17 protein-coding genes and 1 tRNA gene are annotated in these 23,513 nt (G+C 67.6%); 14 read left to right on the top strand and 4 right to left on the bottom strand.

Annotated elements, in window-relative coordinates; translation table 11 throughout:
* Positions 1–213 precede the first annotated feature (213 nt).
* A complete protein-coding gene (locus DBV10_RS22730; RefSeq protein WP_148090343.1) occupies positions 214–480 on the top strand; it encodes a hypothetical protein in 267 nt (88 codons plus the stop codon).
* A 455-nt stretch (positions 481–935) separates the two neighbouring features.
* Here the strand turns inward: DBV10_RS22730 and DBV10_RS20165 are convergent, their stop codons facing one another.
* Complete coding sequence (locus tag DBV10_RS20165) at positions 936–1,202, bottom strand: Mor transcription activator family protein (RefSeq protein ID WP_124515345.1); 267 nt, start codon at positions 1,200–1,202, stop codon at positions 936–938.
* 176 nt (positions 1,203–1,378) lie between these two features.
* Between DBV10_RS20165 and DBV10_RS20160 the strand changes: the two genes are divergently transcribed.
* The 4 genes from DBV10_RS20160 to DBV10_RS20145 are packed head-to-tail and all read left to right on the top strand — an operon-like array spanning position 1,379 to position 6,330.
* Positions 1,379–2,587: an imelysin family protein gene (locus DBV10_RS20160; protein ID WP_124515344.1), complete on the top strand. Its 1,209-nt coding sequence runs from the start codon at positions 1,379–1,381 to the stop codon at positions 2,585–2,587.
* Positions 2,588–2,589: 2 nt separating this feature from the next.
* Positions 2,590–4,080: a di-heme oxidoredictase family protein gene (locus DBV10_RS20155; protein WP_124515350.1), complete on the top strand. Its 1,491-nt coding sequence runs from the start codon at positions 2,590–2,592 to the stop codon at positions 4,078–4,080.
* Positions 4,077–5,198: an imelysin family protein gene (locus DBV10_RS20150; RefSeq protein ID WP_124515343.1), complete on the top strand. Its 1,122-nt coding sequence runs from the start codon at positions 4,077–4,079 to the stop codon at positions 5,196–5,198. Before DBV10_RS20155 ends, DBV10_RS20150 begins: the two co-directional genes overlap by 4 nt.
* The gene (locus DBV10_RS20145; RefSeq protein ID WP_124515342.1) at positions 5,188–6,330 is read left to right on the top strand and encodes a DUF1513 domain-containing protein; all 1,143 of its coding nucleotides are present in this window, start codon (positions 5,188–5,190) and stop codon (positions 6,328–6,330) included. Before DBV10_RS20150 ends, DBV10_RS20145 begins: the two co-directional genes overlap by 11 nt.
* Positions 6,331–6,522: 192 nt before the next feature.
* Here DBV10_RS20145 and DBV10_RS20140 read toward each other — a convergent pair whose 3' ends face one another.
* Positions 6,523–7,068 (bottom strand): AAA family ATPase, encoded by a 546-nt coding sequence (locus DBV10_RS20140; RefSeq protein ID WP_233590002.1) that lies wholly within the window; start codon positions 7,066–7,068, stop codon positions 6,523–6,525.
* Positions 7,069–9,534: a UvrD-helicase domain-containing protein gene (locus DBV10_RS20135; RefSeq protein WP_124515341.1), complete on the bottom strand. Its 2,466-nt coding sequence runs from the start codon at positions 9,532–9,534 to the stop codon at positions 7,069–7,071. It lies immediately after the preceding gene.
* 41 nt (positions 9,535–9,575) lie between these two features.
* Here DBV10_RS20135 and DBV10_RS20130 point away from each other — a divergent pair, with 41 nt between their 5' ends.
* Both DBV10_RS20130 and DBV10_RS20125 read left to right on the top strand, forming a co-directional pair.
* Complete coding sequence (locus DBV10_RS20130; protein WP_124515340.1) at positions 9,576–10,301, top strand: hypothetical protein; 726 nt, start codon at positions 9,576–9,578, stop codon at positions 10,299–10,301.
* A 203-nt stretch (positions 10,302–10,504) separates the two neighbouring features.
* Positions 10,505–11,482 (top strand): GMP reductase, encoded by a 978-nt coding sequence (locus tag DBV10_RS20125; RefSeq protein ID WP_124515339.1) that lies wholly within the window; start codon positions 10,505–10,507, stop codon positions 11,480–11,482.
* 26 nt (positions 11,483–11,508) lie between these two features.
* Here the strand turns inward: DBV10_RS20125 and DBV10_RS20120 are convergent, their stop codons facing one another.
* Entirely contained in the window at positions 11,509–12,390 is an 882-nt protein-coding gene (locus tag DBV10_RS20120) for an alpha/beta hydrolase (RefSeq protein WP_124515338.1), read from the bottom strand.
* A 153-nt stretch (positions 12,391–12,543) separates the two neighbouring features.
* On the opposite strand from DBV10_RS20120, the gene DBV10_RS20115 reads away from it, so the two are divergent.
* From DBV10_RS20115 to DBV10_RS20085, 7 genes are all read left to right on the top strand, one after another.
* Entirely contained in the window at positions 12,544–13,428 is an 885-nt protein-coding gene (locus tag DBV10_RS20115) for an NAD(P)-dependent oxidoreductase (protein WP_124515337.1), read from the top strand.
* A gap of 85 nt (positions 13,429–13,513) precedes the next feature.
* Positions 13,514–13,589, top strand: a tRNA-Lys gene (locus tag DBV10_RS20110).
* A 520-nt stretch (positions 13,590–14,109) separates the two neighbouring features.
* Positions 14,110–16,458, top strand: a complete 2,349-nt coding sequence (bcsB, locus tag DBV10_RS20105; RefSeq protein ID WP_233590001.1) for a cellulose biosynthesis cyclic di-GMP-binding regulatory protein BcsB — start codon at positions 14,110–14,112, stop codon at positions 16,456–16,458.
* Positions 16,451–17,608, top strand: a complete 1,158-nt coding sequence (gene bcsZ, locus DBV10_RS20100; protein WP_124515336.1) for a cellulose synthase complex periplasmic endoglucanase BcsZ — start codon at positions 16,451–16,453, stop codon at positions 17,606–17,608. Before bcsB ends, bcsZ begins: the two co-directional genes overlap by 8 nt.
* A complete protein-coding gene (locus DBV10_RS20095; RefSeq protein ID WP_158616838.1) occupies positions 17,605–21,516 on the top strand; it encodes a cellulose synthase subunit BcsC-related outer membrane protein in 3,912 nt (1,303 codons plus the stop codon). The genes bcsZ and DBV10_RS20095 overlap by 4 nt, the downstream gene beginning before the upstream one ends.
* A 1-nt stretch (position 21,517) precedes the next feature.
* Positions 21,518–23,329, top strand: a complete 1,812-nt coding sequence (locus DBV10_RS20090) for a BcsE family c-di-GMP-binding protein (RefSeq protein WP_124515334.1) — start codon at positions 21,518–21,520, stop codon at positions 23,327–23,329.
* A complete protein-coding gene (locus DBV10_RS20085; protein WP_124515333.1) occupies positions 23,326–23,508 on the top strand; it encodes a hypothetical protein in 183 nt (60 codons plus the stop codon). The genes DBV10_RS20090 and DBV10_RS20085 overlap by 4 nt, the downstream gene beginning before the upstream one ends.
* Positions 23,509–23,513: the final 5 nt, after the last annotated feature.

Below are 23,513 nucleotides of genomic sequence, written 5' to 3'. Positions count from 1 at the left end.
TATCTCACAACCCTAAACACCAGTGGCCAACGGCAATGGACCCAGAGCTGCCGGTCACAGGAAAGCCACGAAGCCGTCGTCTGATGATGTACGGAGCCACGGGATAGACCCACTCCGTGCGCAAGCTATAGTGCTTGTAGCGCATTCGCTTACGGGCCCAATCCAGCAGCCTTGTTGCGTGCAGCACAGGAGGCGTGGGGGCACGTTAGCCGTATGAAAAAATGGAAAATCAACGAGGCGGATGTCTGTGAACTGGGCGGTGGTGGCTCAATGAAGTCACACGGGCATCCAACAAAGACGCAGCGTTCTGTCGAGGTGACACTTCTTCATACGCCAACTGGAATCAGTGTCTCCCAGCGGTCGCCTCTTGAATCCATGTCACGTCCTGCCGCAGCCAAAATGAGAGCGCAACTACGTATGGAACTCTTGCCCAAACTGGAGGAACTCGTTGCCAAACATTTACGCATCCCTGGCCGCTAGCCCGGCGGTCAAGCCGACCCACACTGACCTAGTTCGTTATGTCGTGCAGTGATAGCCTCGACGAGTTATCCGCCGCCTTGCGTGCAGCAGGAGTCGAGCATGCCCTTTACCATGACTGCATTTGGATCACACTTCCGCAGCTCCAAGGGCATGTAGAAGTTAAGTCCTAGTCCGGTCAGCGCCGATCAGCGCAACTTTCAATCAATCGCGAGTGGTTTTCCTTGAGCGCCGTTGAAGGTGAATTTGACGACCCGCCGGAAGAGGTCATTGCCCGAGTTGCCGTGAAGCTTGCGGGGTGCGGGCTTTCTCTTGCGCCAACGGTCAACGAGACTCCGAGTAAGACATAACTTACCGATCAAGCCAGACGGCCATATTGATCAACTCCCGAGCCGCAATCGTCAGACAGAGCAGTCGATCAGATTGAGCTGTCCAGTCGCAGCGGCAGCAGCGACGTTTTATGTCTTGACCTTCTCCAAGATGCGCTGGAGCAACTCCCCCATCCCGCGCGACGTCATCCCAGACCAACACGCCAGGCCGTACTGGTTGCGACCATCGATCTGGTCACAAATCTCCAGCCCCTTAAGCGTCAGCTTGTACTGCGCGTCCTTGGGGAACGCCACCACCAAACCCGCCCAGTAGGTACTCAGAGAGCCCGCAGCCGACAAGCCAATGACCGAGGCCATGCCGACAAAGCTGCCGACGCAAATACCCTGCACGGACATTGTACAAAACGAATAAAAATCAGTCTCATTCGTATAATCTCAACAGCCAGTGCCCGGAACGCCCGAGCCCGCCATCCATCAACTGGGCCCTACGGCCACCCCAACCGCGCACGACAGCCACGCACCTTGCGATGCATGGCGTCGCCCGCCCATCCCATCACCGCAGGAGACAACGCATGAAAACCCCCTTTGCCCCCGCCGCCGTTCTGGCCGCCTTGCTGGCCACGGGCCTTGTGGCACACCAGGCGCAGGCCCAGGCGGTGGGAGCCGCACCTGCGGCAAGTACTGCCACCAGCGCAGCCACCGCCAACACCGTGGCCGCGCACTACGCCCAACTGGTGCAAGCTAACTACAGCGACACCCTTGCCAGCGCCCAGGCGCTGCGCGAGGCCGTGAAGGCCTTCACGGCCAAGCCATCGGCCGAAACCCTGACTGAGGCTCGCACAAAGTGGCTGGCCGCGCGCGAGTTCTACGGCCAGACCGAGGCTTTCCGCTTCTACGGCGGACCCATCGACAACGACCACGGCCCCGAAGGCCGCATCAACGCCTGGCCCATGGACGAATCCTTCGTCGACAGCGTGCAGGGCAAGCCCAATGCGGGCCTCGTGAACAACCGCCAATTCGTCATCAACAAGAAGAACCTGTCCGCGCAGAACGAGCGCGGCGGCGAGGAGAACATCGCCACCGGCTGGCACGCCATCGAGTTCTTCCTGTGGGGCCAGGACCTGTCCGAGACCGGCCCGGGCGATCGCAACTTCGAGGATTTCGTGGACGGCAAGGGCAAGAATGCAGACCGTCGCCGCCAGTACCTGAACGTGGTGACCGACCTGCTCATCGACGACCTCACCGCGCTGGTGAAGGCCTGGGCTCCCGACGCCAAGAACAACTACCGCACCCGCTTCGTGAAGGGCGGCCAGGAGTCCGTGCGCAAGATGCTCGTGGGCCTGGGCTCGCTCTCGCGCGGCGAGCTGGCCGGCGAACGCCTGGAAGTGGCCCTGAACAGCCAGGACCAGGAAGACGAGCACTCGTGCTTCTCGGACAACACCCACCGCGATGCGGTGACCAACGCCAAGGGCATCCAGAACGTGTGGCTGGGCGAGTACCAGCGCGCCGACGGCAGCGTGGTCCAGGGCGCATCGCTGCGCGACCTGGTGGCCGCCAAGGACGCAGCGTTGGCCGATAAGGTCACGCAGCAGATCGCCGCCTCGGTGGCGGCGGCCGAGGGCATCCAGGCACCATTCGACCGCGAGATCATCGGAGGCAAGGACGCGCCGGGCCGCCAGCGCATCCAGAAGACCATCGACAGCCTCACGCAGCAAAGCAAGGACCTCGTCGCCGCAGCCAACGCGATCGGCATCACCAAACTGACCCTGGTCCAGCCTTGAGCATGCAGCCTGCGCAAGCCATTGCCCGCCGGCGCACCGTGCGCCTGGCGGCAGCCAGCATCGGCATCGTCGCACTTGCCGGCTTCGGCGGCCTGGGCCTGCAGTCGCTGACGGCTGCGCCCCAGCCCGACCCGCTGGGCGAAAAGACCGGCGGCGAGACCACGGTGTTCGCCACAGGGCGCAATGCCTTCTCGTTCCCGGCCGCCAACCTGACCGACGAGGAACGCACGCGCTTTGTCATCGGCAACTCGTTCTTCCGGCGCAACTGGGTGGAGGCACCCGCCTCCACCAAGGCGCGCGACGGGCTGGGCCCGCACTTCATCGCGCGCTCGTGCGGCGGCTGCCATGTGCAGGACGGCCGGGGCGAGCCACCGGCGATCTTCAACCGCCTGGGCGAAACGAAGGACCCGACGGTGGCCCTGCTGATCCGCCTGTCCATCCCCGGCACCGACACACACGGCGGGCCCCGGCACGACCCGGTGTATGGTGACCAGTTCAACAACGCGGCCATCCAGGGCGTCAAGCCCGAAGGCCGCGTGACCCTGCGCTACGACACCATCAAGGGCCAATTCGCCGACGGCACCCCCTACACGCTGCAAAAGCCCACGTACGGCTTTTCCGACCTGGGCTACGGCCCCCTGCACAAGGACGTGATGACCAGCCCGCGCATCGCGCCGCAGATCATTGGCGTGGGCCTGCTCGAAGCCATCGCCGAGGCCGACATCCTGGCCAACGCAGCCGATCAGGCGGCCACCCCGGGCCCCATCAAGGGCGTGCCCAACCAGGTGTGGGACGGCCCTGCCGGCCGCATGATGATCGGCCGCTTCGGCTGGAAGGCCAACGTGGCCACCATTGCGCACCAGACGGGCGGCGCCTTCCTGGGCGACATGGGCATCACCTCGCGCCACTTCGCGCAGGAGGCCTGCACGCCCGCGCAGAAGGACTGCCTGGCCGCCCCCAGCGGCCAAAGCGGTGGTGAACAGGACCAGCCCGGCGTCGAGATCGACGACAAGACCCTGGCCGACGTGATCTTCTACCAGGCCACGCTGGCCCCGCCCGCACGCCGCAACATCAACGATGCGCAGGTGCTGCGCGGCCAGGCCCTGTTTGCGCAGGCCCAATGCGCCACCTGCCACCGTCCGAGCTACGTCACGCAGGAGGGGCCGTTCCCGCAGCTGACGAGCAAGGCGCTGAGCGGGCAGCGCATCTTTCCGTATACAGACCTGCTGCTGCACGACATGGGCGAGCGCCTGGCCGACGGCCGGCCCGACTTCGGCGCCAACGGCCGGCAGTGGAAGACCCCGCCGCTGTGGGGCACCGGCCTCATCAAGGACGTGAACGGCCACACCCGTTTGCTGCACGACGGGCGCGCGCGCGGTGTGCTCGAAGCTGTGCTGTGGCACGGCGGCGAGGCCGAAGAGGCCAAGAACCAGGTGCTCAGGATGAAGAAGGCCGACCGGGACGCGCTCGTGAAATTCGTGGAGTCGCTATGAAGATCAACACCTCTCGGTGCATGCTGCGCACCAGCCTTTGGCTGGCGGCCCTGGCCCCTGCAGTGCCGCCTGCGGTGGCACAAGCGCAGGTACCCGCCGCTGCCCCAGCCTGGCAGCGCAACGCCGTGCCGTTCTACGACACGGTGCATGCCCTGCAAGGCATCTACGGCCACTGGGCCCTGCCGCGCGCACAGGACTTTGACCGCGATGCCCGCGCCCTGGTGCCCGCCGTGGCTGCGCTGTGCCAGGCCCAGGCGGCAGACGGCAAGGCCGCGCTCGACTCCGCGCGCACCGCCTGGCAGGCCACGGCCCGCGCGTGGGAGCAGCTCGCCGCCGTGTCCGTCGGCCCGGTCATTGCACGCCGCAGCCAGCGCGCCATCGACTTCACGCCCACACGCCCCGCGCTGATCGAAAAAGCCATCGCCGCCCAGCCCCAGGGCGCCAAGGCCTTCGAGCGCATCGGTACGCCCGCCAAGGGCCTGCCCGCGCTGGAATGGCTGCTGTGGACACGCCCAACCCAGCCCGGCAGTCCCGCCTGCAGCTACGCGCACGAAGTGGCACAAGACGTAGCGCGTGAATCGGCCGCGCTCGCCAAGGCCTTTGCCGACGCCGCGGCCACCGACTGGGGTGCCGAGGATGAGCAGGAAGGCTCCACCCAGGCCATCAGCGAGTTCGTGAACCAGTGGGTGGGCGGCATCGAGCGCCTGCGCTGGGCGCAGATGGACAAGCCCCTGCGCGCAGCCCAGGGAACGCGCACGCCGGACTACCCCCGCACCGCCAGCGGCAGCACGCTGGCGGCCTGGGCGGCCACCTGGAGCGCGCTGCGCAGCCAGACCACCCTGCCCGCCAGCGCCAGCATCCCCGCCGCGGGCGAGGCCCTGGTGCCGCTGGATATCTATCTGCGCGGCAAGGGCCTGAACCCGCTGGCCGACAAGCTGCGCCAGGCCACCGACAAGGTCGATGCCTCGATGGCCCAGGTGCAAAAAAGCGGCCTGCAGAACAGGGCCGCCATCCAGCAGACGGCCAAGGACCTGGCCGCGCTCAAGTTCCTGGCCGAATCCGAAGTGGCGCCCGCGCTGCAGGTGAGCATTGGTTTCTCAGACGCCGATGGTGACTGACCTGCACCGCCGCCAAGCGCTGGCCGTTCTCGCGGGCCTGGGCGCCTGCGTGATCGCCCCCAGCGCGGCCTTCGCCACCACCGGTAATCGCGTGCAGTTGGCCGCTGCGTGGGAACACCAGGGTAGTTTCCACATTGGCGTGCTGTCCACGCACGAAGGCGCCGGGCAGGCGCTGCAGGTCCACGCATCACTGGAAGTACCCACACGCGCCCACGGCCTGTGTGTGTTGCCCGACGGCTCGGTGCTGGCCACGGCGCGCCGGCCCGGCGACTGGCTGGTGCGCTGGCAGCCGGGTACAGGCAGCGGGCCCCAGTGGCTGTGGCAGGACGGCGAGCGCTCCTTCAACGGCCACGTGCTGGCCAGCGCCGACGGCCGGCGGCTGTACGCCACCGAGACCGATGCCGAAACCGGCGCGAGCTCGATTGTGGTGCGCGACGCCTGCACACTGGCCAAAACCGCCGAATGGCCCACCCACGGCATCGACGCGCACGAACTGGTCTGGGACACACGTGGCGGCAACGGCCACGGCAACAACCCCACGCTGATCGTCGCCAACGGCGGCGTGCCGACAGCCCCCGAGACCGGCCGCGTCAAGCGCGACCTGGGCACCATGGATTCATCGATCGTGCGGCTGGATGCCCGCACGGGGCGCCTGTTGGGCCAATGGCGCCTGCAGGACCCTCGCCTGAGCCTGCGCCACCTGGCCTGGAGCCCCGACAGCGCCCTGCTCGGCATCGCGCTGCAGGCCGAACACGACGACGCCGCTGCCAGGAATACCGCACCCGTGCTGGCCCTGTTTGACGGCAGCGCGCTGCGCGTGGTGGCAGCGCCAGAACCTGTGGCCCAGAGCCTGCGCGGCTACGGCGGCAGCATGGCCGCCACCCCCACCGGCTGGGCCGTAAGCTGCCCGCGCGCCCACGGCATTGCCACGTTTTCGTTGCAGGGGGACTGGCAAGGCCTGGTGCCGCTGCCCGAGGCATGCCCGCTGGCCGTGCGCGGCGGCGCGCTGTGGGCGGGGGGTCTGACGAGCAGCCTGCAGAACGCGCAGGCTGCCGCACCACTGGCGCATCCGCATGGATCGGGGTTGCGAGGGGCGCGGCTGGAAAACCATTGGGTGGTGCTGCAGGGCTGAAACTTCAAGAAAAAACGGGCTTCTGCGCGCTATGGGAAAGCCCTAACAGCTATAAAAAGAGAAGCAAAAAAATCAACCATCCAGCACAACGCCCCGTAGGTCGGGTTAGCGCAACGTAACCCGGCACCACCGCCCAGGCCCCAGGCGTTCCGTCGGGTTACGCCCTTGCGGGCTCACCCGACCTACGGGGACTCATTCGCTGGACTGTTCAGACGGACGCTGCCGCAACGCGGCCAACACCTCAGCGGCAATCTGCTCCGGCGCCATGCGCGCGGTGTCCACAACCCAACGCGCGGCCTGCGATGCAGGCCAGGGCTGATAGTCGTGTTGCAGCACGGCTTGCCAGCTGGGCGGCATGAGCCCGGGGATGTCGCTGCGACGGGTCTCCACACGACGCCTATGCTCCGCCGCATCCGAGCAGACCACCTCCACATCCAGCCAGGGCACCTGCTCGCCACGGGCCACGCTGTGCCAGGTCTCGCGTGTCACGGGCAAGGGGTTCACACAGTCCACCAGTACCGGCAAACCCTGCGCCAGCTGGATGCGCGCCAGCGCGTAGGCCACCCGATAGCCTGCGGTTCCCACCTCGGCCCCAGAATCCCGCAGCGCCTGTTCGATGGTGTCGATGCGCAGGTAGACCGCCTGCCACTGCGCCAGGAGCGCGCGGGCCACGGTGCTCTTGCCCACGCCTGGCAGCCCACCCAGCACCACCAACACCGGTGCGGTGGGCCCGCCCATTCAATCCACCACCGTCAACTTGGCCACCGACAACGCCAGCCACTTGGTGCCGTGGCGTGGGAAGTTGACCTGCGCACGCGCGTCGTCGCCCGTGCCCTCGATGGCCAGCACCTTGCCTTCGCCGAACTTGGCGTGGAACACGTTGATGCCTGCGCGCAGGCCGTGCGAGGGTGCCGCCTTCTGCACGGGCACGGGCGGGCTGGCAAAGGTCTCGGTTTTGGAACCAAACTGCCCTCTAGCGCCTGACCCATAAGCGCTACCAGCTCCTGAATTAGGATCAAAACTTGGCGCATAGGAACCAAACCCCTGCTGCTTGGGCGTGATCCACTTGAGCGCGGCTTCCGGTAGCTCGTCAAAAAAGCGGCTCTTGATGTTGTAGCGCGTCTGGCCATGCAACATGCGCGTTTGCGAATGGCTCAGGTACAGGCGCTTGCGCGCGCGGGTGATGGCCACGTACATGAGGCGGCGTTCTTCCTCCAGGCCATCGCGCTCGCTGGCGGAGTTTTCGTGGGGAAACAGCCCCTCTTCCATGCCGCCAATAAAGACGCCATCGAACTCCAGGCCCTTGCTGGCATGCACGGTCATGAGCTGCACGGCGTCCTGCCCGGCCTGGGCCTGGTTGTCACCCGCCTCCAGCGCGGCGTGGGTGAGGAAAGCGGCAAGGGGCGAGAGGGTTTCGCCGGTGTCGATGTCCACGATGCCGGGGATGGCGGGCTTCAGGGGTTCGTCGAGCACAGGGGCGTTGGGGTCCAGCCCTTGGCTCACCGCACTCTGCGCGAGCGGCGTGCCATGCTCGTCGAGCGGCAGGGCCACGGCGTCGCGGCCAAAGCCTTCCTGCGTAACAAAACTCTCGGCGGCGTTGACCAGTTCCTGCAAGTTCTCGATGCGGTCGGCACCTTCCTTTTCAGTGCGAAAGTGCTCCACCAGGCCGGTAGATTCGAGCATCTGCTCGATGATGCCGCGCAGGTTCAGGCCCTGGGTCTGCTCGCGCAGCACATCGACCATGGCCACGAATGCGCCCAGGTTGGCGCCCGCCTTGCCGGGCACGGCGCTCACCGCGTCGTGCAGCGAGCAACCTGCGGCGCGGGCCGCGTCCTGCAGCACCTCGATGCTGCGCGCGCCAATGCCACGCGGCGGGAAGTTGACCACACGGGTGAAGCTGGTGTCGTCGTGCGGGTTCTCCAGCAGGCGCAGGTAGGCCAGCGCGTGCTTGATTTCGGCACGCTCAAAAAACCGCAGGCCGCCGTACACGCGGTAAGGCACGCTGGCATTGAACAGTGCCGATTCGATCACCCGGCTTTGCGCATTGCTGCGGTAGAGCACGGCGATTTCCTTGCGCTCAAAGCCGTCGCTGCGCACCAGCTGCTTGATCTCGTCCACCATCCATTGCGCCTCGGCCAGGTCGGAGCTGGCCTCGTACACGCGCACGGGCTCGCCCGCGCCCTGCGTGGTGCGCAGGTTCTTGCCCAGGCGGCGGCTGTTGTGGCTGATGAGGTGGTTGGCCGAGTCGAGGATGTTGCTGTAGCTGCGGTAGTTTTGCTCCAGCTTGATCTGGCGCTGCACATCGAACTCGCGCACGAAGTCGGTCATGTTGCCCACGCGCGCGCCACGGAACGCGTAGATGCTCTGGTCGTCGTCGCCCACGGCGATCACACTGCCACGGGCCTCGTAGCGCCCGCCCACGTCGTTGCCCGCCAGTTGCTTGAGCCAGGCGTATTGCAGCTTGTTGGTGTCCTGGAACTCATCGACCAGGATGTGCGCAAAGCGGCGCTGGTAGTGCTCGCGGATGGCGTCGTTGTCACGCAGCAGCTCATAGCTGCGCAGCATCAGCTCGCCAAAGTCCACCACGCCCTCGCGCTGGCACTGCTCTTCGTAGAGCTGGTAGATCTCGACCTTTCTGCGCGCATCGCTGTCATTCGTCTGCACGTCGCCGGGGCGCAGGCCTTCTTCCTTGCAGTTGGCGATGAAATACGACAGCTGCTTGGGCGGAAAACGCTCGTCGTCCACGTTGTGCTGCTTGCACAGGCGCTTGATGGCCGAGAGCTGGTCTTGCGTATCCAGAATTTGAAACGACTGCGACAGGCCTGCCGCCTTATGGTGTGCACGCAAGAGGCGGTTGCACAGGCCGTGGAAGGTGCCGATCCACATGCCGCGCACGTTCACCGGCAACATGGCCGACAGGCGGGCGACCATCTCCTTGGCAGCCTTGTTGGTGAAGGTGACGGCCAGGATGCCGCCGGGCGTGGCGTAGCCGTTTTGCAGCAGCCAGGCGATGCGGGTGGTGAGCACGCGGGTCTTGCCCGAGCCGGCCCCGGCCAGGATGAGCGCGTGGCCGGCCGGCAGCGTGACGGCAGCCAGCTGTTCGTCGTTCAGGTTGGCCAGGAGGGGGGATGCGGCCGAGGGCGCACCAGAGGGTGGGGGCACCAGGGCTTCTGGCGCGCCCGAAAACGGGTCTTGTGGGAACATGCTGCCATTGTAGAAAGCGCCCATCCCCGCCACCCCGCCCCATGAAAAACATTGCCTTCTTCCCCCTGGCCAGCCTGCTCGCCCTGGCCCCCGTGCCGCACGCGTGGGCCCAGGCCAGCTGCAGCAGCGATGGCGCCGCCAGGCCCACCGCCTTGTTCGAGCGCTTCATCAACGCGGACTGCGAGGCCTGCTGGAGCGACACCAAGGCGCCAGCCCCTTCGGCGGATGCCGCAGTCACCGTGCTGGACTGGATCGTTCCCAGCCCGGCCGCGGACGAGGCCCCCTTGTCGGCGGCCGCCACCCACGACGCCGAGGTCCGCCTGCGGGACTTGGGCCGCCTGCTGCCCGGCACCACCGACACCCACATCGCTGCCGTGCATGCCCCCGCCACGGCCCGGCTGCGGGTGGCCCATGGCCTGGCATTCAACGACTACCTGGGAACGGCCATCGCCTTCACGCCGCCTGGCCCGCCCCACGGGCAGAACCCCCTGAATGCGCGCTGGACCTACCACCTCCTCCTGGTCGAAACCGTCGCCCCGAACACCGAAGGCACGGCCGTGCCGCGCCAGATCGTGAGAAACATGCTGCAAGGCACATGGGAGCCCCAAGGCAGCCGCCCCCTAGGCAAGGCCCCGGCCGCCTGGAGGGAGACGCGCCCCATGCGCGTTGCCGATGGCGCCAAGACAGAGCACCTGCGGGTGGTGGGCTGGGTGCAGGACGACACCTCGGGCCGCATCGTGGCGGCCGCCCAATCCGTATGCCGGTAATACCTCCACCGTTATAGGGTGGTTTTGGCAGGCGGGTAGAATCAATCACCGGGCCCAAGTTTCTTGTCGCCCGGTTTTTTGTGCCTGTGCAACCAGGGCCCGGTGTTGGCTGTCACGCCCCCACCCACAAAACCGGTCCCAAGCCAAGCGCCCACCGCAGCAAAAATCCCTTTGCTGCGTCCTTTGATGGAGCTTGGAATCTCATGGAAATCTTCGACTACGACAACATTCTCTTGCTGCCGCGCAAATGCCGGGTGGAAAGCCGCTCGGAATGCGATGCCAGCGTGGAGCTGGGCGGCCGCTCGTTCCGGCTGCCGGTGGTGCCGTCCAACATGAAGACGGTGGTGGACGAGAAAATCTGCACCTGGATGGCGAAGAACGGCTACTTCTACGTGATGCACCGCTTCGACCTGGACAACGTCCAGTTCGTGAAGGACATGCACGCGCAAGGCTGCTACGCCTCCATCTCGCTGGGTGTGAAGCAGCCCGACTACGACACCGTGGACCAGCTGGTGGCCCTGGGCCTCACGCCCGAATACATCACCATCGACATTGCCCACGGCCATGCCGACAGCGTGAAGAACATGATCGGCTACCTGAAGGAAAAACTGCCCAAATCCTTCGTGATCGCCGGCAACGTGGCCACGCCCGAGGCCGTGATCGACCTGGAGAACTGGGGTGCAGACGCCACCAAGGTAGGCGTGGGCCCGGGCAAGGTGTGCATCACCAAGCTCAAGACCGGTTTCGGCACGGGTGGCTGGCAGCTGTCGGCCCTGAAGTGGTGCGCGCGCGTGGCCACCAAGCCCATCATTGCCGATGGCGGCATCCGCAGCCATGGCGACATTGCCAAGAGCATCCGCTTTGGCGCGAGCATGGTGATGATCGGATCGCTGTTTGCAGGCCACGAGGAATCGCCCGGCCAGACGGTCGAGGTCGATGGCGAGCTGTTCAAGGAATACTACGGCTCCGCCAGTGACTTCAACAAGGGCGAGTACAAGCATGTCGAGGGCAAGCGCATTCTGGAACCCATCAAGGGCCAACTCGCCAACACCCTGGTGGAGATGGAGCAGGACGTGCAAAGCTCCATCAGCTATGCCGGCGGCAAGAAGCTCATGGACATCCGCAAGGTGAACTACGTGATCCTAGGCGGAGACAACGCGGGCGAGCACCTGCTGATGTGAGCCCGGCGCCTGTTGCGCGCCGCAGGTCAGGCGCGCAGCAGGTTTTGCGCCATGTGGTGCAGGTCATGCCCCGGCCGGGCCAAGGCATCCACGATGCTGAAGTGGTGCAGCCCTGGCAGCATCTGGCTGCGGGGCACGAAATGGCTGCCCCAGGCCGCCTGCATCAGGTGGTTTTGGCGCACGAATTCCGGGCTCTCATCACCGCCAACGGCACAGAAAAGCACGCCTTGCTCGGGCGCCGGCAGCCGCGCCGGGCTGAACTGCAGCACCTGCTGGTCCGTCAGGTGCAGCACCGACTGGTACATGGGCGTGTGCATGATGGGCTCCAGGTCATGCAGCCCCGAGATCGACAGCGCGTTGCGCACCAACCCATCCGGCAGACCCGCACCGATCAACGGCCACACACTGGTCAGCAGCATCGCCGCCAGGTGCCCGCCTGCCGAATGCCCGGCCACCGTGATGCGCCGCGCGTCTCCGCCATGGGCGGCAATGTGGTGCGCCACCCAGGCGAGTGCCTTTTCCATCTGCCGCACGATGTGGGGAATGGCGACCGGCGCCTCGGGTGTACCCGGGCACAACGCATAGTTCACCACCACCACGCAAAAACCGGCCTGGGTAAAGGGAGGAGCGATGAAGGAGTGGTCGGATTTGTCCAGCGAACGCCAATAGCCGCCATGGATGAACACCAGCACCGGGGCCGGCGTCCGCGCTGCCTGCGCCGGAGGGAAAACGTCCAGGGCCTCTCCCACCCCGGCCCCATAGGCCACATCCAGCACACAGGGCACGCGGGCACGGACCTGCGCAGAGTCCTGCGCCCAGCGCTGCAGGTAGTCCATGTGCTCGGGCACCAGTGCGCGGTTGTTGTACATGCGCTCCAGCCAGGCGGGGTCGTTCAAGGGCACGGTCATGGGCAATGTCTCCTGGGGCAGGAAGGCGCCCCTTGGGCATCATCTTTCCATTCGCTCCATGCTGCAAGCTCCGTGACAGACTGGCGCACCAAAAAGGCACATGATGGCAGCAGAGACAGCCCGCTTCCGCATCCCAGCAAAAAGAACCACGCCATGACCACACCACCGCTACGCATCGCCGTTCTCGGCATTGGCATGATGGGGTTGCCCATGGCCCGCCGCCTGAGCGAAGCGGGCCACCAGGTGAGGGCCTGGAACCGCACCCGCGCCAAAGCCGAGCCCCTGGTCCGCTGCGGCATCACCGTGGCCCCCACCCCGGCCGAAGCCGTCCAGGACGCCGACATCGTGATCAGCCTGCTCGAAAACGGCCCCGTGGTCGGCCAGGTGCTGTTCGACCTGGGCACCGCGCGCTCGATGCGCAAAGGCAGCCTGTTCATCGACATGGCCTCCATCCAACCCAGCGAGGCCCGCGACCACGCCGCGCGCCTGGGGGAGCTGGGCGTGGCGCACTTGGATGCCCCCGTATCCGGCGGCACCGTGGGCGCCGAAGCAGGCACCCTGGCCATCATGGTGGGCGGGCGCCCGGAGGATTTCCTGCGGGCCCAGCCCGTGTTTGCCCCCCTGGGCCGCGCCACGCATGTCGGCCCCCATGGCGCCGGGCAGTTGGCCAAGCTGGCCAACCAGATGATTGTCGGCATCACCATCGGCGCCGTGGCCGAAGCACTGCTGTTCGCCGCCAAAGGCGGGGCCGACATGGCCAAGGTCCGCGAGGCCATCAGCGGCGGCTTTGCCGACAGCCGCATCCTGCAACTGCACGGCCAGCGCATGGTGGAACGCGACTTCGCCCCCCGTGGCCGCATGGCCGTACAACTCAAGGACTTGCGCAACGCCATGGCCACGGCCCAGGAGACCGGTTTTGATGCCCCCATCACCGCGCTGTTCGAGGTCCTGTATGCCGACGGCGTCGAGCATGGCCTGGGCGAACTGGACCACAGCGGCCTCTTTGTGGAACTGGCCAGCCGCAACGCAATGCAATAATTTTTTGACGCGACTTGCGCACCGTGTAAAAACTAGTGCATAATTCGAGGCTCTGCAGCAACGCAGACAAATTTTAAAAAGATTTGGGTTCTTAGCTCAGTTGGTAGAGCAGCGGACTCTTAATCCGTAGGTCGAGTGTTCGAGTCACTCAGGACCCACCAAATCTAAGCCGCAAGGCACAGAAAGCCTGCTACCCACAAGTAGCAGGCTTTTTTGTTTTCAGAACGACAGCCCCACTCTCGCAGCCCGCGCACGCATCGCCCTAAAGTCTGCCGATGCAAGCGCTGGCCACCAGGCCCTGCCGTCCTGGCGTCCACCCCGCAAGGTGGCAACGTATCTTGACCGATGCAGCCCCCAACGCCATGCCACCCGGTTGGTTGCCCACGGCCCTTGGCCAAGGCTGCCCCCCCCAGAGGACAGGCTGACGGACTGACAGGTCTTTTGCCAACCCTTGACCCCGCACGCCATCTGGCCGCGACTGCACAGCGGACATGGCGAAAACAAACGCTTGGCAATTGCAAACAAATGTCTTCCTGAGATTTGCCGCACGGGCACATGGCTACACTTTGTCATGTTCATGACGCGCGCGTAACACAGGCCGGAAAGACGGCAATCCCCCAGGCACGAGACACCAAGAACACTGTGAGACTCACAAGAAAAACAATCTGCACGGCTCCCGCTGTGGTCGCATTGATCGCCGCCGGCCTGATCTCCCTGCCCCACCCCACGGCCAACGCACAATCCTCCAAACCGCGCGACGCAACCGCCAGGGAACGGGCCCAGGCCCGGCAGGAGCGCGATGCCGCGCGCAAGCTGGCGGCAGAGGGTTCGGCTGCCAGCGGGCCGGCATCCGAGCCCATCGCTCCACTCCCGCTCCCTTCCCGCCAATGGAAGGTGAGCCTCAAGGACCTGGGCGTGGGACGCCCCCTGTCCCTGCGCGGCGTGGACAGCGAAGCCAGCGTGGGCGTGAGCGTGCGGCGCGACGAGATGGTGGAGGCAGCCAAGCTGCGCCTGACCTTCACGCTCTCGCCCGCCCTGATCCCCACGCTGTCGCACCTCAAGGTGATGCTCAACGACGAGACGCTGCAGACCCTCGTGCTCGACAAAGAGCGCCTGGGCCAGCCGCAGACGGTCGAGCTCAACATCGACCCACGCTACTTCACCGACTACAACCGCTTCCGCTTCCAGTTCATCGGCCACTACGCGATGGAATGTGAGGCGCCCAACCATTCGAGCCTGTGGGCCACCGTCAGCAACGAAAGCCGGCTGGAGCTGTCGCTGCGCCAGATCCCGCTGCGCGACGACCTGGCCTTGCTGCCCGCGCCGTTCTTCGACCCGCGCGACAACCGGCCGGTGACCCTGCCCTTTGTGTTCGGCGACCAGCCCAGCACGGGCACGCTCAAGGCCTCGGGCTCCATTGCCAGCTGGATCGGCATGCTCGCCGGCTACCGGGGCAACCAGTTCCCTGCGTTCGAGAACCAGCTGCCACGCCAGCACGCCGTGGTGCTGGCCACCAACGGCCACCGCCCCAGTTTCCTGAAGGCCCTGCCACCCGCCACAGAGCCCACGCTCTCCATCATTCCCCACCCCGAAGTCCCCGGGGCCAAGCTGCTGCTGGTGCTGGGCCAGGATGACGCCCAGCTGCAGATGGCGGCCGACGCGCTCGCATTGGGCAAGGCCGTGCTGTCGGGCCAGACCATCACCGTCAAGTCGCTCGAATACCCCGCTCTGGCCAAGCCCTATGACGCTCCCCGCTGGATCACCACCCAGCGCCCCGTGAAGCTCGCCGAACTGGTCTCCAGCCCTTCAGAGTTGCAGCTGCGCGGCTCGGTGCTCAACGACACGGTGAACATCTACACGCGCATGGCGCCCGACCTGTTCACCTGGAACGCCAAGGGTGTGCCGCTGGACCTGATCTACCGCTACACCCCCAACAGCGTGTCCGACCACGGCGCACTGAACATCTCGATCAACAACCAGTTCATCCAGTCCTACCCCCTGCAATCGCGCGAAGACCGCACCGTGGGCAAGAGCACGGTGATGCTGCCGCTGTTCGATGATGGCAGCGCCCAGACCCGTTCCGACCTCAAGATCCCAGCCTTCATGATCGGCGGCGACAACCAGCTGCAGTTCGCGTTCCAGATCCCGCCCAACGACCTGGGCCGCTGCAAATCAGCTCCTCCGACGGAGCTGTTTGCCGCCATCGACCCACAGTCCACCATCGACCTCACAGCCTTCCGGCACTACCTGGCCATGCCCAACCTGGCGGCCTATGCCAACAGCGGCTTCCCCTTCACGCGAGTGCCCGACCTGGCGCAAACCTCCATCATCCTGCCCAACCGGCCTACCCCCTCGGACGTGGAAGTGTTCCTCACGGCCGTGGGCCGCATGAGCGCCTCCACCGGCTACCCCGCCACGCGCTTCAAGCTGCTGAGCGCCGCAGAGGCCGACAAGGCGGCCGACACCGACATCCTCGTGATCTCCCAGGGCGACAGCGACGGCCTGCTGCAGAAGTGGCAAAGCCACCTGCCGGCCCTGCTGGCCGCAGGCGCGCGCTCGGTGCAGCCGCTGGAGCGTGCCATGGGCTCGTTCATCGACCTGTTCAACCTCGAGCCCCACCAGCGCCTGTCGGCGTCGGGCGGCCAGGCCGTGCTGCAAGGCAAAGGCCCGCTGGCCGCCGTGACGGGCTTCGAATCCCCCCTGACCGCCGGGCGCAGCGTGGTGGCCCTCACGGCCACCGACGGGGACGCCATGTCCCTGCTGAGCCAGGGCCTGAACGACGCGGGCAAAATCAAGAACCTGCGTGGCGATCTGGGCCTGATGCGCGGCGATGCCATCGAGAGCTTCCGCATCAAGCCCGTGTACTACGTGGGCGACCTGCCCTGGTGGCAGCGCCTGTGGTTCCACCTGCACAGCCATCCGCTGCTGCTGGCCCTGGTGGGCATTGGCACCGGCCTGCTGCTGACCTTCATCATCTACGCCGCGCTGCGCAGCATGGCGCGGCGCCGACTGGCTGCACACCATGACTGAACCCGTTCACCGCCGCACCGCCTTGCAGGCCTGTGCAGGAACCGCCCTGCTGGCTTGCCTGCCAGGTGCACTGGCCCAGCAGGCCGCTGCCGGCGCGGGCCGCGCCGCCTGGCCAGCCTGGGAGGCTTTCAAGGCCCAGTTCATCAACGAAGGCGGCCGCGTGGTCTCCGATGACGATGGGGGCGGCCAGACCTACTCCGAGGGCCAGGCCTACGCACTGTTCTTTGCGCTGGTGGCCAACGACCGGCCCATGTTCGACAAGCTGCTGCGCTGGACCGAAAACAACCTCTGCGACGGCGACATGACGGCGCGCCTGCCCGCGTGGCTCTGGGGCCGCCGCCCCGACGGCAGCTGGGGTGTGATCGACAGCAACGCCGCCTCGGACTCCGACCTGTGGATCGCCTATGCCCTGGGCGAGGCCGGCCGCCTGTGGAACGAGCGCAGCTACCGCGCCCTGTCGGCCCTGCTGGCCGCGCGCGTGCTGCGCGAGGAAACCGCCGACATCCCGGGCCTGGGCCCCACGCTGCTGCCAGCGCCCAAGGGCTTTGTGCAGCCCAATGGCCGCTGGCGCCTGAACCCCAGCTACATGCCCATGCACCTGATGCACTGGCTGGCCGCCAGTGACTACGACCCGCAATGGAAAAAGCTGGTGGACAGCTCGCTCAAGGTCATCCGTGGCGCATCACCCAAGGGCTTCACCCCCGACTGGACGGTGTATGACGCCAAGCAGGGCTTTCTGGTCGATACGGAAGGCAAGGAAAAAGGCCAGGGCACCTACAACGCCATCCGTGTCTACCTGTGGGCCGGCGTGATGCATGCCGACGCGCCCGGGCGCAAGGCGCTGCTCGACACCCTCGCGCCCATGGCCCGCTATGTGCGCGAGCAAGGTTACCCACCCGAATCCATCGACATCCTGACTGCGCAGGCCTCGGGCCCTGCGCCCTCGGGGTTCTCAGCCGCCATGCTGCCCTTCCTGCGTGCAGTGGGGGACGAAAAGGCATTGCAATCGCAGCGCATGCGCCTCGAAGCACGCCCCCTGCGCCCCAAGGCCTATTATGAGCAGGTACTGGCCCTGTTCGGCCAGGGCGCCTTCGACGGGCTGTACCGCTTCACGGCGGCAGGCCAGCTCCTGGTGCGATGGAAGCCGTGAACCGAGCCCCCTGCCGACCTCGCCACTGGCTGCCCTCGCTCACCCTGCTGGCCGCCGCCTGCCTTCCCTCGGCCCAGGGTGTGCACGCCAGCACGCCGGCGGCCGTCGAAGCCGAACTGCTCAGCGGCGCCCGCATGTGGGCCGCCAAGAACCGGCCCGACATGGCCCGCCAGTTGGTAGACAAGGTGCTGGCCATGGACCCGTACTCCCCGCAGGGCCTGGGTGCCATGGGCGACCTGGCGCTGCGCGAAAAGAAGACGGACGAGGCCCGGCGCATTCTCGACACCCTGCGCGCGCGCCATCCCGGCCACCCCGTGACCCAGGAGCTGGAAACCCTGGTGAGGGTGTACGGTAGCGACCGCGAAAAGCTCTCGCAGATGCGCCTCATGGCACGCGCCGGCCGCAAGGCCGAGGCCGCCGATCTGGCGCGCGAGCTGTTTCCACAGGGCCCGCCCACCCTGGGAGGACTCGCGCTCGAATACCACCAGATCGTCGGCTCCAGCACCAAGAGCAACACCGACTCCCAGCGCCAGTTGGCCCGGCTGTACCAGGAAACCGGCGAATCCAGGTACCGGCTGGCGCAGCTCGAAATGCGCATGTACGGCGGAGAGAACCCCACCACGGTGGTCCAGGAGATCGAGGCGCTGTCCAGGCAACCCGACGTGAACGCCCAGCAGTTGCAAGACCTGTGGCGCCGCGCCCTGGACCGGCTGCCCAACACACCTGCCCACCTGCCCCGGGTGCGCGCCTTCCTGCTGCGCTATCCCGGCGACCAGGCCATGGTGGACCGCCTGGCCGCCATGCAGCAGGCCGTGGAACGCGCCGCCCGCGCCGCGCGCGACCCGGCCAACATCGCACGCCATGCCGCGCGCGCCGCGCTGGACCAGGGCCACACCGAACTGGCCGAAGAGCAGCTCCAGGCGGTACTGGCCCTGCGCCCCAGCGATGGCGACAGCCTGGGCAACCTCGGGCTCATCCGCCTGCGCCAGGGCGAGCATGCCCAGGCCCAGGACCTGTTCAGCCAGGCCTACGCCCTGACCCGCCAGGGCAAATGGAAAGAGCTGCAAGAGACCGCCCGGTTCTGGGGTTTCCTGCGCCAGGCAGAAAAGGCCGTCGAGAAGAATGAGTTGTCCACGGCCGCGAACCTGGCCGAGCGGGCGCTGGCCCTGCAACCCACCAGCGCGGAGGCGCTGACCACGCTGGCCAGCATCCGCGACCTGCAGGGCGACCAGGCCCTGGCTGAAAACCTGTACCAAAAGGCGCTGCAGCACGAGGCCAACAGCAGCGCTGCCGTCAAGGGGCTGGCGGGGCTGTATGCCCGCACGGGCCGCTCGGCCAAGGCGCTGGCCCTGCTGACCGAGGCAGCCGCCCGCGACGCGGCCCTGGGCAAAAAACTCGCCGGCACGCAGGCCGACATCCTGCTCGCCCAGGCCGACGAGCACATCGAGGCCCAGCGCCTCAGTGCCGCCCTGCGAACCCTCGAATCCGCCGTGGTGCTGGCCCCCGATGACGCCTGGGTGCGCCATCGCCTGGCACGGTTGTACCTGCGGCTGAACCTGCCCAAGGAGGCCCTGAATGTCATGGACGAAGGCATGGCACGCGCCCCAGCCGCCCCGTCGGGGGCAGCCAGCAGCCCCATGCGGTATGCACGGGCGCTGATCCGCTCGGCCGTGGATGACGACCAAGGGGCTCTGGCCGATCTGGCGCAGATCCCGCCCGGCGAGCGCACCGACGCCATGCAGACGCTGACCCAGCGTGCCACCGTCAAATCGCTGCTGGCGCAGGCCACCACGAGCCGCCTGCCCACCGAGGCACAGGCCTTGCTCGCCCAGGCAGAACAGACCGCAGGCAACGACGCCGAACTGCTCTATGCCGTGGCCAATGCCTGGTTCCGCCGGGCCCAGCCCGCACAGAGCGTGGCCGTCTTCAACCGGCTGGCAGCCCGCAACCCCCACCTCACGCCCGAGGCCCGGCTCGACCACGCCCAGTTGCTCCACCGGGCGCAGGACGATGGCGCACTGGCCGAGCACCTGCCGCGCCTGCTGCAATCGCCGGGCTGGAGCATCGAGCAAGAGACGCGCCTCGTGGCCCTGTATGCTGCCCACCGCGAGCGGCTCATTGAGCAGCAACGCCAGGCCGGCAACACGGGCGAGGCCGCGCGCATGGCACGCCAGCCGCTGCCCTTGCCGGCCACCCCCACAGCAACCCAGCAGCGTGCCCAGACGCAGGCCCGCCTGCTCATGGCCGCAGGCGAATATGCCGACGCCGCCCGGTTGCTCGCGCCGCTGGTCCGGGCCCAGCCCGACAGCCTGGAAGCCCGCATGCTCCTGGCAGACGCGCTGTCGCGCCTGGGCGACGCCCACGGCACCACCGAGCACGCCCTGTGGCTGCAAGACCACCTGCCACCCGCAGACAGTGCCCAGCAGCTCGCGCTGCTGCGCATCTGGCAGCGTGCAGGCCGCATGGAAGAAGCACGCGCCCTGTCGGCGCGGCTGCTGCACACCTTTCCACAGGACAGCGACGTGCTGCTGCATGCCGCCCGGCTGGAGCGCGCCAACCGCAACTACGCGCAAGCGCTGGTGTTCTTCCGTAGCGCACTGATGCTGGAGACCCACGGCGCTGCCCCCGCCACGGCCGAGTCCGCCCCCGCCGAGGCCACGGAGGCCGAGCCCCCGCTGGCGCTGCACAAGAGCTACGCGCTCTCGCTGCCCGTGGACCCGGCCGTGGTCGCCAAGATCCAGGGCGAGATCGACGCCATCGAGGCCCGCCGCCAGGTCTGGATCGAGGCCGCCCACACGGGGCTGCGCAAGCGCGCCACCGACGGCATCTCCAGCCTGCGCGGCTGGGAGCGCCCCCTGGTCGCCTGGATGCCACGCGGCTACGACGGGCATTACTTTCTGCATGTGGACCGCGTCCAGCTCGATGCGGGCGAGTTGCCGGCCGACGGCCCGGACCTGCTGGACTTCGGCCAGATCGCCGCCCTGCCCCCGGGCTCGCCCCTGCCCTACCGCCGCCAGCGCGGCGCGGGCACCAACCTGGGCTTTGGTTTCGTGGGCGACGACATCCAGTGGGACATCGGCGCCACGGGCGTGGGCTTTCCGGTGACCAACCTGGTGGGTGGCGTGGCCAAGACCGGCAACCTGGGCCGCTATGGCTACAAACTCGAAGCCTTCCGCCGGCCCATCACGGGCAGCCTGCTGTCGTATGCCGGCGCGCACGATCCCGCCACCGGCGCGGTCTGGGGCGGCGTGGTGGCCACGGGCGCCGGCGGGCGCCTGTCCACCGACTTCGGCCCCTACAGCAGTTCCGTGAGCCTGAACCTGGCCGCCCTCACCGGCAAGAACGTGGAGGCCAACACCCGCGCCCAGCTGCGCGTGGCCGTGGACCGCGATGTCTGGCGCAGCAACCACAGCGTGGTCAACCTGGGCCTGACGTTCTCGGCCTGGCACTACGGCAAGGACCTGTCGGAATACAGCTTCGGCCATGGCGGCTACTACAGCCCGCGCAGCTACGCGTCCGTGGCGCTGCCCATCGAATGGACGGGCCGCAAGGGCGCGTTCACCTGGCTGGCGCGCGGCTCGGTCTCGGTCTCGCGCAGCAGCAGTGGCGACACCGACTACTTCCCGCAGAGCGCCCTGCTGCAGGCGCTGGCGCGCGCGCGCCTGGCCGAAAGCGGCAACGTGCCGGTGTACCCGGGCAGCTCGGGCTCGGGCTTCGGCCGCTCGTTCCGGGGCGTGCTGGAGTACCAGGTCACGCCCAACCTGTCGCTCGGTGCCCAGCTGGAGTTGGACCGCTCCGCCTACTACGCGCCCACCAACCTCATGGTCTACGGCCGCTACCGCTTCGACCCCGTGCTGGCGCCGCTGGAAAACCGGCCCCGCCCGGTACAGCCCTATTCGAGTTTCTGACATGCCGTCCGCCGCATCCTCCACGCGCAAGGCAACCCCGCCCCCGGGGTTCCTGCACGCCCTTGCCCGGCTCCTGCGGTCTGTGGGCCGCAAGCACGCCACTGCCAACGCCGCGCCCACGCGCATCGGCATCGACGGCCTGCCCGATGGCGTGGGCCAACTGCCCCCGCATGTGCCCGTGTCCCTGGTGGCCGCCGACGACAGCAGCGCGGCGCTGTGGTTTCCCGCCCTGCTGGAGGATGCCCTGGCCGCCGGCCCGGTGGGCCTGGTCGCGTCCAGCACGCTGTGGGTCGATGGCCTGGTGCGCCGCCCCGCGCTGCAGGCGGCCTGCCGCAGCGGCCGCCTGCAGCTGTGGGTGCTCTCGCCCGGCCTGCAGGCCCAGATGCAGCGCCATGGCCTGGATGCCCTGCTGGAAGAGCTGGAGCGCACCGGCCTGCGGGACGAGCACGCGCTCTTCGTTTGCGATGCCCAAGGCCTGCTCAGCGGCCTGGGCGTGGCCGAGCTGGCACGTATGAGCCGCCAGCTCAGCGCCTTGTGCCGCGAGCGCCAGCGCCCCGTGGTGCTGGGCTTCTTCCCGCCGCTGGAGCCGGCAGTGCTGCTGCCCATGCTGCGCAACCTGTGCCAGATGTCCATGCACATCGCCACCTTGCGCACCGATGCCGACCGATGGAGCCTGGGCCTGGAGCGCTGGAACACGGATGCGGGTGCGCTCTTCCAGACCGCCTTCGGCCTGCTGCCCGACGGCGCATCGGGGCGCCTGGCGGCGGATGGCACACGCACCCGCGGCGCGGTGCGCGAACTGGTCGAGGCAGCGGACCAGTCCGAGGTGATCGCCACGCGCGCATCGGTCGACGGCCAGCGCGGCGTGCCCGGCCACTGGCGCATCGTCGAGGGCCTGGCCGACATGGAAGTGGCCGCTACCGCCAGCGTGGCCGCCACGGTGCTCATTGACGCGGGCCAGGCGTCGGACTTCGAGGCGCGCGCGCGCCTGGTGCACCACCTGCGCCTGGCGCGCCCGCGCACCCTCAAGATCGTGGTGCGCGAAAACCTGGGCAAGCTGCGCACGCACAGCGAACAGGCGCTGCTGCAACTGGGCGCGAGCGCCGTGGTCTACAAGGAGGTCGGCTTCTCGCGCCTGCTGCAGCTGCTGCAGGACATCAACGCCCAGAGCCACACCCGCGAGGTCCAGCCCGACTATGCAGCGGCGCTGGACAGCTTCATGCCGGCGCGCGAGCGCGGCTACCAGCCGCCCGCCCAGTTCTGCGCCCTGGTGCGCAACATGCTGGACCGCACCCAAGGCATCGGCCTGCCGCACAGCCTGGTGCGGCTGACCGTGCTGGCGCAGATCCCCCACCTCGACGCCCTACGCGCCTGCCACACGGCGCGCGACGGCGACCTGTTCACGGCCGACCACGAGAGCGTCTACATCTTCCTGTTCGCCTGCCGCGAGCCCGACGTGGGCCTGGCCCTGAACCGCCTGTTTGCCCTGCCACTGACCCAGCTGTTCGCCACCGAAGCCACCGATTGCTCGGACACCGGCATCCGCGCCATGACGGGCCACCTGCAGGAAGCCCTGCGCAAGGGCTTGCCCGACTACAGTGCCTTGCTGGACCAGCGCCCGCCATCCGCTCCTGCAGCCACCAACGCGGCGGCGCCCCTTTTGCCCTTGCAGCCGCCACTGCCCGCGCAACCCGAACAGCCCGCCCTGTCCGCAGATGCCGCCGCAGCGCACATCGCGGCAGGCCCCAGCGTGCAGCACCGCCCGATTGCACGGCGGGCCGTGCCGCACCCTTCCATGAGGTCTGTGGCATGACGCTGCTGCTGTTGCTGCTGCTCTACATCGCGCTGGGCGCCCTGCTGGCCTGGCCCTGCTGGCTGCTGCTGCGCCGCGCGTTGCGCGCCCGCCAGCCGCTGCGCTGCGTGCAGCCCTACCGCCCCCACCTGCCGCAGGCGGATGCCACCGACGCGGCCACGCCGCCCTCCGTGCCATGAACGAA

Origin of the sequence: Acidovorax sp. FJL06, assembly GCF_003852545.1 — a bacterium.
In the GTDB taxonomy this organism is placed as follows: Bacteria; Pseudomonadota; Gammaproteobacteria; order Burkholderiales; family Burkholderiaceae_C; genus Acidovorax.
Note: the sequence above shows the minus strand (reverse complement) of the source record. Positions and strands in the feature narration are given on the sequence as shown.